Source organism: Neoluteolibacter marinus (genome assembly GCF_014904755.1).
Classification (GTDB): Bacteria; Verrucomicrobiota; Verrucomicrobiia; order Verrucomicrobiales; family Akkermansiaceae; genus Haloferula; species Haloferula marina.
The window spans coordinates 1-11598 of the sequence record NZ_JACZFQ010000127.1 but is presented as its reverse complement, the minus strand read 5'-3'; the positions used below and the strand labels follow the sequence as shown (position 1 = coordinate 11598).

At 66.0% G+C, this 11598-nt stretch carries 13 protein-coding genes; 4 read left to right on the top strand and 9 right to left on the bottom strand.

Annotated elements, in window-relative coordinates:
- Positions 1–166: 166 nt before the first annotated feature.
- The 4 genes from IG178_RS23480 (at position 167) to IG178_RS23465 (ending at position 2862) form a co-directional block, all read left to right on the top strand.
- Positions 167–724 (top strand): IS110 family transposase, encoded by a 558-nt coding sequence (locus tag IG178_RS23480; protein WP_193215034.1) that lies wholly within the window; start codon positions 167–169, stop codon positions 722–724.
- Between the two features lie 671 nt (positions 725–1395).
- Positions 1396–1707, top strand: coding sequence for a YbjQ family protein (locus IG178_RS23475; protein ID WP_193215035.1), 312 nt, complete (start codon positions 1396–1398; stop codon positions 1705–1707).
- Between the two features lie 71 nt (positions 1708–1778).
- Positions 1779–2330 (top strand): GNAT family N-acetyltransferase, encoded by a 552-nt coding sequence (locus IG178_RS23470; protein ID WP_193215033.1) that lies wholly within the window; start codon positions 1779–1781, stop codon positions 2328–2330.
- Positions 2331–2436: 106 nt separating this feature from the next.
- A complete protein-coding gene (locus IG178_RS23465) occupies positions 2437–2862 on the top strand; it encodes a hypothetical protein (RefSeq protein ID WP_193215032.1) in 426 nt (141 codons plus the stop codon).
- Between the two features lie 166 nt (positions 2863–3028).
- Here IG178_RS23465 and IG178_RS23460 read toward each other — a convergent pair whose 3' ends face one another.
- The 9 genes from IG178_RS23460 to IG178_RS23420 form a co-directional block, all read right to left on the bottom strand.
- Entirely contained in the window at positions 3029–4381 is a 1353-nt protein-coding gene (locus IG178_RS23460; protein WP_193215031.1) for a dihydrolipoyl dehydrogenase family protein, read from the bottom strand.
- An 85-nt stretch (positions 4382–4466) separates the two neighbouring features.
- Positions 4467–5618: a BatD family protein gene (locus IG178_RS23455; protein ID WP_193215030.1), complete on the bottom strand. Its 1152-nt coding sequence runs from the start codon at positions 5616–5618 to the stop codon at positions 4467–4469.
- 197 nt (positions 5619–5815) lie between these two features.
- Complete coding sequence (locus IG178_RS23450) at positions 5816–6394, bottom strand: tetratricopeptide repeat protein (RefSeq protein WP_193215029.1); 579 nt, start codon at positions 6392–6394, stop codon at positions 5816–5818.
- The gene (locus IG178_RS23445) at positions 6391–7305 is read right to left on the bottom strand and encodes a vWA domain-containing protein (protein WP_193215028.1); all 915 of its coding nucleotides are present in this window, start codon (positions 7303–7305) and stop codon (positions 6391–6393) included. The genes IG178_RS23450 and IG178_RS23445 overlap by 4 nt, the downstream gene beginning before the upstream one ends.
- 75 nt (positions 7306–7380) lie before the next feature.
- Positions 7381–8415, bottom strand: a complete 1035-nt coding sequence (locus tag IG178_RS23440; RefSeq protein ID WP_193215027.1) for a VWA domain-containing protein — start codon at positions 8413–8415, stop codon at positions 7381–7383.
- Between the two features lie 3 nt (positions 8416–8418).
- Entirely contained in the window at positions 8419–8865 is a 447-nt protein-coding gene (locus tag IG178_RS23435; RefSeq protein ID WP_193215026.1) for a DUF4381 domain-containing protein, read from the bottom strand.
- Between the two features lie 96 nt (positions 8866–8961).
- On the bottom strand, positions 8962–9879 hold the full coding sequence (locus tag IG178_RS23430; protein ID WP_193215025.1) for a DUF58 domain-containing protein: 918 nt from the start codon (positions 9877–9879) through the stop codon (positions 8962–8964).
- A complete protein-coding gene (locus IG178_RS23425) occupies positions 9876–10415 on the bottom strand; it encodes a four helix bundle protein (RefSeq protein WP_193215024.1) in 540 nt (179 codons plus the stop codon). Before IG178_RS23425 ends, IG178_RS23430 begins: the two co-directional genes overlap by 4 nt.
- 86 nt (positions 10416–10501) lie before the next feature.
- Positions 10502–11461 (bottom strand): AAA family ATPase, encoded by a 960-nt coding sequence (locus IG178_RS23420; RefSeq protein WP_193215023.1) that lies wholly within the window; start codon positions 11459–11461, stop codon positions 10502–10504.
- Positions 11462–11598 lie beyond the last annotated feature (137 nt).

Sequence of the window (11598 nt, the reverse complement as noted above, 5' to 3'; positions counted from 1 at the left end):
GTCCCTCGGCTACCGCACCCCGGCCCAGTTCGAAGCCGATCTGAACTCGATCAACTAACCAACAAACGGTCCAAAAATCCGTTGCATCTCAAACCAAGGCAGAACAAGATTGGATGAGAAGGCAGGAGGGCCGTGAGTGGCCCTGTGGGTTACACTACCCGCTGCCATGAAAACGAAATCATCGACGACAACCATCGGAATCGATCTCGGCGACAAGAAGCACTCGATCTGCGTGCTGGATGCCGCCGGCAAGGTCCTCAGCGAATCGACGATCACCAATACCCGCGGGTCGATGGCGCGGCTCTCCAAGCGACATCCGGGTGCTCTCATTGTGATGGAAGTGGGCATGCAGAGCCCGTGGATCAGCCGCTACTTCACCGTCCTCGGCCACCGGGTGCTGGTGGCGAACCCGCGCAAGGTCCGCGCCATCTATCAGAACGACCGGAAGTGCGACCGCAAGGATGCCACGCTGCTGGCCAGGCTCGCCCGTGTGGATGAGAGCCTGCTTTGCCCGATCCAACACGGCACCGAGCGGGCCCAACTCGACCTCCTCCAGATCAAGCTGCGCGACAACCTAGTGCGCCAGCGGGTCGATGTGATCTCCGCGGTCCGCTTCACCCTCAAGAGCCTCGGGATCCACTTGCGTTCCCCGAACAGCGCCAGCATCGGCCGCCAGGCCGAGTGCGGGAACAAGAAGGTGACGTTCCACCCCTTTCTGCGATGAAACCACGGATCGATACGTGTCACCGTTGCCTGAGAAGCGACCGAAGCATCGCGGCGTCGATTGCGAATGGAAGCCTGCATCCAACGTTTCCGCAGCGGGGCTGCCCGCCCCGAACCCCGGCGAGCTGGGGTCAGCTCGACCGCCGGGGGGAGAGTCCTTTTCCCGACCGTCACCATGAACTCATCTTGAGGTGAACCTCAATCCGGTATTGACGGCCTTCTCATGGAAGTCGCGGGTGGTAATCGCATGCCAGGGTTCCGGAGATTGTTTTTCAGTCAACAACCGTTGAGGCTGTTCCTGAGGTATTTCTGAAGGATACGGACCCGCTTCGCTTAGGGTGTCCAGGAAACTCACTGGGCTTCTTTCCAAGGCTGCTTCCTGGATCGAGCGACACATCGATTGTCGCAATGGGACAGTCCACCACCCAGGCCTTGTTGCGTTTTATTCCACATGCTAGTGAGTGTGGACTGAATCGGGCCGGCCGCCAAGAGGGTGGGCATGGCTCCGCTTCGACGACCTGCGATAAAATGAGCTGGCAATGTGATGTATGCGGTGAACTCAATGATGAAGAGGCTCATCAATCCTGTTGGAAGTGCAAGAAGCCGCGATTCGGAGTTCCCGATGTCGCCAGCAACAAAGATTTGGGACCGGTGGTTCCCTGCTCCACGACGATGACAATACCGGGTAGGGACGTTCTGGAATCAAAGGGCGTGGTTTTTGGTGAAGCGATTCTGGGTGCGAACGTGTTCCGAGACATCATGGCGAGCGTGCGGGACGTGGTAGGGGGACGATCCGGCGCCTATGAATCGAAGCTTCGGGAAGGGCGAAAAATTGCGGTGAGGGAGATGGTTCAGGAGGCTGTTGGATTGGGGGCAGATGCCGTGGTGGGCATTGATATTGATTACGAGTCGATGGGGCAGAACATGATGATGATGGTTTGTGCGTCAGGAACTGCCGTAACCTTGAAGCCGGCGACTCAGTAGAGGCCGTTGCTCGCGATCGCCTGAAACGCCGCGAGTTCAATTCGCGATGTTCATCTCCTCCACGATCCACCGTGGATGTCTCCGCCGCAGTCATGGGGGCTTCGAAAGTAGGTAAAAAACTCACGATGAGAGGCAAAGTAGAGGTGAGGCGGTTCAAGGAGGACGACACCAGCAGCCTGGTGCCCTTCCTCAGATCGACGTTTGATGCTCTCGGGCACGATTTCCTGCCGGCTTCCAAGGATTCGGATATCGGCGAGATCGCGACGACTTACGGCGGCAATGACGGCGCATTTTTCGTGGCCGGGACAGATGCAGGAATCTGTGGATGTGTCGGTCTCCGGCGGTTCTCGGAGGGGATTGCGGAGATGAAGCGACTTTATGTTTCGGACGGATTCCGCGGGGGCGGCCTGGGACGGGCACTTTGTTCAAAGGCAATCGGAGAGGCGAGGCGTCTGGGTTTTCAGACGTTGAGGTTGGACACGACCCGGCGCTCGGTTTCCGCGCTGGCCTTGTTCAGGGATCTCGGATTCTACGAGATCGCGCGCTACAACGACGATCCGTTCGCGGAGGTCTTCATGGAGTATCGAGGAATTTCAAAGCAAGTCGAAGGCTCCCAGGATTGAGCGTGGATTCGTTGAAATCTTGTCCCCGACATCGAGAGCTACATGATCCTGGTGACCGGAGTAAGGCCTTGTTGGAGCCCGCTCCTGAATTGCGTCCCGCGGTGAAATGAAGAGACCGTTGTTCAAAGTGCCTTTGCTGGGAAGCCTCCACGTGCTGGGCTATTGGGTAACGCTTTTGGTGCTGATGTTCGGCAGTGTCGCGTTTCTTCTCCACTACATCTTCCTTGTCGTGATGGCCGTGCCGGTGGTGGGGGCTTTTGAGCGGGAGCCCAGGGCGATTTGGCGGGGCTTTTCCATCGTGACGGTGAGTGTGGGCGCCGGGTATCTGCTGCTGCAGTTTCTCCGATTCGGGAATGCCGGGATCTTGTTCCATGATGCCTTGGGTCCGTATGGACTCCCGGGTCTCCGGATCAATTTCATAGATGTCCTCGTCGTCTCGATGATCTTTCTCCCCCTCTCGTTCGCGTGTGCCGTTGACCGGCTCCGCCAGAACCTGAATCGGGGAGAGCAGGGCGACGTCCCGAAGTCCTGAGCACCCGGAAAGAATGGGTTCGGACCAACGATTTGGAGCGCAAGTCGGAAGCTCGACGAATCGGCGAATCGGCGATAGCGCGCAGCAGTCGAGGTGGCGGGGGCGGTCGAGGAAGGTGGATGAAATGGAGGCACCGGAGGTGATGAGCCCCATGGCCCCTTCGTCTTCACTTCACCATGTGCTTCAGGTCGGAGGTGATGGTCGGGTAGGCCCACATGAAGCCGGCGAGGTCGGCCGCGGTGATGCGGTGTTTCATGGCGAGGGCGAGGACGTTGATCGCCTCCGCGGCATTGTGTCGGGCGAGGTGGGCGCCGAGGATCTGGTCGCTGCGGTTGTCGATGATAACCTTGTAGGCGCCGTGGGTTTCGCCGATGCGTTTCGACGAGGCCCAGCCGGTGGTGTCCCCGCGATTGATGCGGATGTCGTGGCCCTTGGCGCGCGCTTCGTCCTCGGTGAGGCCGACGGATCCGATGGGAGGCAGGGTGAAGGTGGCGCTGGGCACCACTCGGTAGTCCATCTCCTCGACGTTGCCGCCGAGGATGTTACGGGCGGCGGCCTTGCCCTCGGCGTCGGCGACGGGGGCAAGCATGTAGGGCGTGGCGGCGCAATCGCCGATGGCGTACACGGACGGGTTCGAGACGCTCTGGAGGTAGGAGTTCACGGCGACGCCGTGGCGGTCGGCATCGACCCGGCCGTGGCCGCCGTCGAGGACGCTGAGGTTGGGGACGCGGCCGATCGCCTCGACGGCGAAGTCGGCGACATGGGTGTTCCCGGTCGAGCCGGTGATCCGGAGTTCCGTGCCGGACCGCTCGACGGCAACGGGTTCCTCGTTGAGCACCACGCGGATGCCGGCGGCTTTGCTGGCGTCGAGGATGACCTTCACGATTTCGGCGTCGAAGGCCTTCATCGGCCGGTCGGAGTGGTGGAGGATGGTGACTTCGCTGGCACCGGCGCGGATGGCAACGTGGGCGAACTCGAAGGAGATGTAGCCGCCGCCGATGAAGATCAGCCGGTCGGGGAGTTCCGGCAGGTCGAGGAAGTCATCGCTGATCGAAAGGTGCTCGTTGCCGGGAATCGTCGTTCGACGCGGCGTGGCGCCGGTGGCGAGGACGATGTGCTCCGCCTGCAGCAGGTCGTCTCCGACGCGGATCTCGTTGGTGCCGGTGAATCGAGCGCTGCCGTGGAAGGTGGCGACGCCGTCCTTTTGCCAATCTCGTACTTCCGCCTCCGGGCGGCCGGCGAGGAACTCGTTCTTCAGGGCCTGCAGTGCGGGCCAGTCGGTGCGCGGTGCGGCGACGATGCCGCGGCCGACGAGGTGCGAGGCCATCGCCACGGCTTCGGCATTGGCGACGAGGTACTTCTTCGGCTGGCAGCCGCGCAGGGCGCAGGTTCCGCCGTAGGGACGCTCGTCGACGATGGCGACCTTCTTGCCGCCTTGGTTCAGGCCATCGGCGGCGTAGTAGGCGGAGGTGCCGGTGCCGATGACCACCGCGTCGAATGAATGGGAGTGGCGGGACATGATGTGAGGGCCGGGAGCCGGGCCCGGGATCTGCCAGCATGGCACCCGCCCGGGGTGTCCGCCACCGGGAATCCGATCGATTCCGTCATGGATTGAGCGGGGGCAGGGGGGAGGCCCGGGGTGCGTCATGGGCAGGTGCCTTCAGGCTGGCCGTAAACGCGGCTGCAAGAATTCGCCCGTGCCATGGAGTGCCTTCAGGCTGGCCGAAGAGCTGGCGCTGGAGGTCCAGGACGGCGGACCGGAGTTCCGGGTTTGCGGTGAAGGCGGGAGGGCTGGCGGATTGCCACGCCGCCCAGGCCCGGGCGGCAGCGGGGGCGTCGTTGCGGCGACAGGCCCGGAGCAAGTGGCGGGCTGCGACGCGGTCCGGCGGGTTCAGCTTCTTCCTGCACTCCTGGATGAAGTCGCGGATCCGTTGCCGTTGCCAAACCAGCGTGGCAACGGCGATCAAGGCGGCGAGGGCCGGGAGCCAGGTGCGGAGGCCCGGGCCGGTCGCGACATCGGGAACCGGCGGCGGGGCGGCGACCACGAGGCTCACCGCGGGCAGGGTCTTGGATTCCAGCGACTGTCTTTCCGGGTTCCACCAGGTGTAGGTGAGAGCCGGCAGCTCGAGCGCACCGGACTGCTGGACCAGGTAGGTCAGCGTCTCGCGGCGTTCGCCGAGGAAGTTGCCGCGTTGGAAGTCGTCGTTGACCTCGACCGCCGGCGGGTAGACGCGGAAGCCGTCGGGAGCGGTGGCGGGCGCCGGTGCGAGGGCGATGCCACTGAGGTCCGGGGAACGCTGGACGATGGTGCGCTTGAAGACGTCGCCGACCTTCGCCTCGCCGGGCGCGGGGTCCCAGGACTCGGTGATCCCGAGGGATCGGGTGGTGACCAGGAAGGTGGCGGGATCGGTGCCGGGCGGACGCTTGAGCGTGACCTGCCAGGCCGGGGTGGCGGCATCGATCTCGTGGGCGGGGCCGGTGAAGCCGTTGCGGGCGCTGAAGCGAACGGTGATCGGTGGCACTTCGAGAATGCCGTCCTGCTGCGAGAACAACGAGAAGGTGTGGGTCTGGATGAAGTACGACACTTCTCCGACGTCCTCCGAGGACACCACGGGCGAACCGGTCTTGACGATGAGGGTGCCGGGGAGCTGCGGCAGGTCGAAGCTGGCGGTGCCGGCGAAGGTGCCGGTGCTGCGGAGCTCGATGTGGAAGGGAACGCGCTGGCCGGTCCATGCCTCGGCGATCTCCGCGCGCACGGTGGCCGGAGCGTCCGCGGCGAAGGCGGGAAATGAGGTGAGGAGGAGAATGAAGGATGTTCTGACAGAAGATCGCGAAGGAGGGATGGAGTGGAGTGGCGGCGCTTGTCGTCGGGTTGAGGCGTGGAAGTTTCTGGCTGGCCTCGGGGGCAAGCCGGCGGATGCGGCTTCTTCTCCGGCGATCGATCGGGGGAGGTTCATGGCGCTTCCTCCTGTTCTCCGTATTGGAAGGCAAACTTTGCCCTCAGGAAGTCGGCGGGGCGGGTCTGGATGCGGCGCAGCCACATCGCTTGGACCTGTGTGCTGTCGAGCGGCTTTGCGTCGTCGATCTCGGTCTTCTCGCCGCCGGATTTGGCATCCTTGTCGAAGACGATCTCGTCGGCGCCTATCTGTTGGTCGCCCATGTCGCCGCCTTTTTGTTTCACGAGCTCGGCGCGCAGACGGGCGATCTCGCGGTTGTCGATGGCTTCCTGCCAGCCGGGGCGGCCGGCGATCGCCTTGTCGAAGCACTTCACCGCGGCGTCGTACTTGCCGAGGAGCATGCGGGCATTGCCCTGGTTGTACCAGCCATCGGGAGTGTCACGGCGCGAGAAGGCGGCGGCAGCTTTTTCGAAATCGCCGGCACGATACCAGGCGATACCCTGCCACATGGGATCCTGGAAGGAAGCGGCTGCTTGTTTGAACTCGCCCTTCTCGAAGTGGCGGCGGCCCTGCTGGTCCGGGGTGAACCACAGGCTGGCCCAGGTGAGGGCGAGCAGGTAGGCGAGGGGCTTCATGCGGTGACCTCCGTTTCCTGTTCGCGACGGAAGCCGGCGAGGGTGAGGAGGGCGATGACGGGAACCAGCCAGTAGCCGGCCTCCTGCCAGCGGGTGCCGCCTTCTCCGGCCCGGGCCACCGGTGGGCGGGCGGCGCGCCGGACGATGGCATCGATGTCGCGGTCGTCCGGGGCGAGCGCGGTGACGGTGGCGCCGAGGCTGCGGCCGGCGGCGGTGGTCGATGCCTCCTGCGAGGATCCGGGTGAGTTGATCGCCAGGATCTGGATCGAGAGATCCTGGGGTTTCTCCAACAGCGCCGGATCGGTGTCGATGGAGTCGGCCACGACGAGGACGCTGCCGCCTTGGCCGGCGAGGAGGTCGCGGGCGCGGGCGAGGGCCAGGTCGAGGCGGTCGCCGGGCACCGGCATGATCGACGGGGAGATCTCCGCGGCCATCCCGGCGACGATGGCGGTGTCGCGGGTCGGGGGCAGGACGAGGTGGGCGGAGCCGGCGTAGGCAATTAGGCCGAGGGGCTGGCCGCGGCGGGCTTGGGCGAGGTCGGCAAGCTTGAGGCCGGCGCGTTCGATGCGCGAGGGCGCGGGATCGGTGGCGTCCATGGTGAGGTCGGCCTTGAGCAGGACCACCAGGGGACTGGCGTCGTCGGCGAAGGGGCTGGGTTCCGGCTTCCAGGTCGGGCCGGCGACCGCCAGGGCGGCGAGCAGCCAGCCGAGCGGCAGGGCGAAGCCGTGGAGGGAAGTACGATGCTCTCCGTCGGTGCGGAGCGCCTGGAGGAGGTCCCGGTCGATCTGGTCGCGCCATCCGCGGAGGGGATCGGCCCGGCGGCGCCACCACGCCCACAGCAACGCGCCCACCGGCACCAGCAGCAGCGCGGCGGGGCGGAGGAAGTGGAAGTTGGTGGTGAAGTCGGACATGGCGGGTGGCGGCGTTTCTTGCAGCAGGGCGCGGGTCGGGATTTTGCGAGGTGGCGTGGACGCTTGGGGCGGATTCTAACCGGTGATCTCGAGCTTGCCGGTGAGGGGGTGGACGCGGACCGACCGGGGATTTGCCGCGGGGCGGCGTTGCCGGTCGCGGAGGGCGGCGAGGGCCTTGGCGGCCATGGAAACCAGGAGCGCGGCGAGCAGGGGCCACTGGAAGAGATCGCGGCGCGGGCGGTGGCTGATGACCTTGACCTCGCGGGTCTCGATGCCGTCGAGCGCCTCGTAGATGCCGGCCAGCTGCTGGCGGTCGGCGGCGAAGAAGTAGGATCCGCCGGCGGTGGCCGCGACGTCCTCGAGGGTGCGGACGTCGAGTTTCTCCTCGCCGGTGGTGACCGGGTCGCCGATGGCGACGGTGTGGATGCGGATGCCTCGGTCGCGGGCGATGCGGGCGGCCTCGACCGGGGGCACCTTGCTGTCGGTGTCGTTGCCGTCGGTGAGGGCGATGATGGTTTTGGCGGGCGCGTCGCTGTCCTCGAAGAGATTGATGCCGAGGCCGATGGCGTCGCCGAGGGCGGTCCGCGGGCCGGCCATTCCGATTGACGACTCTTCTAGTAGCTTTCGCGACAGGTCGAGGTCGGTGGAAAAGGGAGCCTGGAGGAAGGGGGCGTTGCCGAAGACCACGAGGCCGACGCGGTCGCCCTGGCGGCGGACGAGGAAGTCTCCGACGACGGACTTGACCGCGCTGAGCCGGTCGGTCGCCTTGCCGTCGGGGGTCTTGAAATCCTCCTGTCTCATCGAGGCGGAGAGATCGACGAGCAGCAGCAGGTCGCGGGTCGGTTGTTCGCGGGTGACCGGGGGCTCGATCCACTGCGGCCGGGCGAGGGCGGCGAGCACCAGCAGCCAGATGACGGCCGGAGCCAACCAGTGGCGCAAGGCGTGGCCGGTCTTGGAGGTGACGGAGCCGCCCTCCGCGGCGTGGCGGATCCTTTCGCCGAAGGGCACTCGGACCGCGACGCGGGCGACCCGGCGCGGCGGCATGAAGCGGTGCAGCAGCCAGGCCAATGGCAGCAGCGCGAAGATCCAGGGATGGATGAAGGACAGCATCGATCAGGCGGGCAGGCGGTGGTGGCGGATCCAGTCGCGGGCGTAGCCGAGCAGCTCGGGGGTGACGGGGACGGGGGCGGCGTAGGGGCCGGTGATGAGGTGCTCCTTCACCGCGGCGGGCATGGTGGCCGGAGCACAGGTGTCGAGCCAGTCGGTCCAGTCGCTGCCGGATTTGGCGGCGACTTCCGAACGCGGGACGATGGCCAGCGCGGTGCGGCGGAGCAGTTCGGCCACGGCCGGGCTGTCGCCGCAGGTGGCGAGCTGGTGCAGGGCGGCGCGGCGATAGGCGTTGCGACGCCAGTGGCTCCAGATGCGGTGGGCGAGGAGGAGCGCGAGGACGAGGAGGAGGGCGATGACGACATACCAGCCGGGCGCAAGCGGCCACCACGGCACCTGCGGCGGCAGGGCCAGGTCGTGCATGCGGTCGAGGCTGGCGGGGTCTTCGGGCATAGGGAGAAAAAGGGATGTTCTAACAGAAGGGCGCGAAGTGCGCGAAGAAGGTGCGTGCGATTCCAGAAAGCTGTTTTGCGTTCGTCCGCGGTGGATTCATTGGGGCTTGCGGGCTTGGCCGAAGAGTTCGCGGAGCTGGTCGGCGACGGGTTCGGCGGTGGAGATGGGGATGACGGGCACGCGGATGCCTCGGAAGGTGGCGGTCCACTGATCGAGCAACTCTTCGAAGGATTGGCGGAAGAGTTTCGCGAAGCCGGGTCCGTCGGGGAGCTTGAGCGACGTGCCGCGGTCGTCGGCGATCATGCCGGGTGCGCTGCGCAGCGAGGCGCCGAGGGGATCGTAGATGGCGACCACGAGAACGTCGTTGTGGGCGGCCAGCCGGGTGGTGATCCGGCGGGTCTCGTCGTCGGCGCCGTCGAGGTCGCTGATCAGGACGACCAGGTGGTCGTGGGTGGCCCGGCGAGCGGCGGCGGCGAGGGCCTGGTTGAGCGTGATCGCGCCGGAAGGAGCGGCCGTGGGCAGGGCGTGGTTGAAGCGGACCACCTCGTGGAGCAGCTGGAGGACGCGGGATTCGCTGCGGTGCGGGCGGATGTCGGTGAGCTTGTCGTCGGTGAACACGATGCCGCCGACCCGGTCGCCGGCGGCGAGCGTGCGCCAGGCGGCGATGGCGGCGGCCTCGGCGGCAGCGACGGATTTCATCGCCCGGCGGCTGCCGAAGAACATCGGCGTGCGCTGGTCGACCACCAGCAATACCGGGCGTTCGCGCTCCTCGCTGTAGACCCGGACGTGGGGCGAGCGGAGGCGGGCGGTGGCGCGCCAGTCGATGGTGCGGATGTCATCGCCCTGCTGGTAGCGGCGCATTTCCTCGAAGGCCAGGCCGCGGCCGCGGAGACGGGAGGCATGCCGGCCGGACAACAGCGAGTGGACCGGCTGGCGGGGAAGGAAGGAAAAGCCGCGCGCCTCGGCCTTGAGGAGGACGAGGTCATCGAGGGGGATGGTGACGCGGGCGCTCATCGGCTTCGTCCTCGTTCTCGTCCCTCGTCCTCGAAGGGCTGCCCGCCGATATGCTGCTCATCGATGTGCGGTTCGACGGAGCATAGTGAAGATGGACGACAGTCAGCTGGAGAGGAGGCGAACTCGTCCTCGCGCAGGCGATCGGTTGACTGGTCGAAGCGATCAACGAGTTTGCAAAGCATGCCAACGATCCGGACGAGCATCACTTTGCCTTCGGTGGCCTCCGCTTGGATGACCAGCTGCTTCGCCACCAGCCCGTCCAGACAGGCCGCGCATTCGACGGCGGAGCCCCTGGCATCGTCGAAGAACCGGGCGCGCTGCTTGCCCGGTCGCTTTCCATTTCCTTCATCGGTGTTGAGCAGGGCGGAGAGACTGGCGCGATCGAGTTGATTGCAAACCTCACGATGGAATCCCGGAGCGCTGTTCTTCAAGCCGCTGAGGATGGGTGTCACCCACGCGACAAAGGCCAGTTCGAGTTGGTAGACGTCGAGTTTCTCGTGATCGAACCGGGCGGTTGGGGGAGGGGAGGAACTCATTGGGAGATGGGTTAGATGGAGCTGTTCCTGGCCGAGGGGTGAGGCGTGCGAGGACGAAGGACGAGAACGAGGATGATGGAGGAGGATCAAACCGCCACGACCTGCCTCAGCAGCTCGTCGATCACCTCGCTGCGGGTCATGCCGGCGGCTTCGGCTTCGTAGGAAAGGTGGATGCGGTGGGCGAGGCAGGCGGGGGCCACGGCGCGGATGTTGTCGGGCGACACGAAGTCCTGGCCGCGGAGCCAGGCGTGGGCGCGGGCGGCGGCGTCGAGGGCGAGGGTGCCGCGCGGGCTGGCGCCGAGGCGGATCCACTTGGCGAGGTCGCCGCCCAGTTTTTCCGGCGAGCGGGTGGCGACCACCAGGTCCACCATGTACTGCTCGGCGGCGGCGGCGACGTGGATGCCGTTGACCTCGCGGCGCGCGGTGAAGATCAACTCCTGGGGAACGGGCTCCGGCGCGGCCGCGGCGGTGCCGGCCTTTTCGCCGCGGACCAGGCGCAGGATGGCGGCCTCGTTCTCGGCGGGCGGGTAGGGGACGTGGACGTAGAGGAGGAAGCGGTCCATTTGCGCCTCGGGCAGCGGGTAGGTGCCCTCCTGTTCGATCGGGTTCTGGGTGGCGAGGACGAGGAACAACTCGGGCAGCTTGTGGGTGCTGCCGGTCACGGTGACCTGGCGTTCCTCCATCGCCTCCAGCAAGGCTGCCTGGACCTTGGCCGGGGCGCGGTTGATCTCGTCGGCGAGGACGAGGTTGCCGAAGATGGGGCCGGGCTGGAAATCGAAGCTGCCGGTTTGTTCGCGGTAGATCTCCGAGCCGGTGACATCCCCGGGCAGCAGGTCGGGCGTGAACTGGACACGGCTGAAGTCGCTCCGGATCAGGGTCGAGAGGGTCTTGATCGAGCGCGTCTTGGCGACGCCGGGCAGGCCCTCCATCAGCAGGTGGCCGTTGGCGAGGAGGGCGACGAGGATGCGCTCGACGACTTCTTCCTGGCCGATCACGGCCGCGTTCATGGCGTCGGAGATGCCGAGAATGGCTTCGCGGGGAGTCATGGGATGCAATTAATACAGTAGGGCGCGAAGGGCGCAAAGACGGAAGATACGGGGAATGGAGTTGTCGCCGCTATCCAGGCTCGACCGGGGGATTGGTCCCGCGACGACGATCGGGAGTGATGGTCGCCTGGATCAGG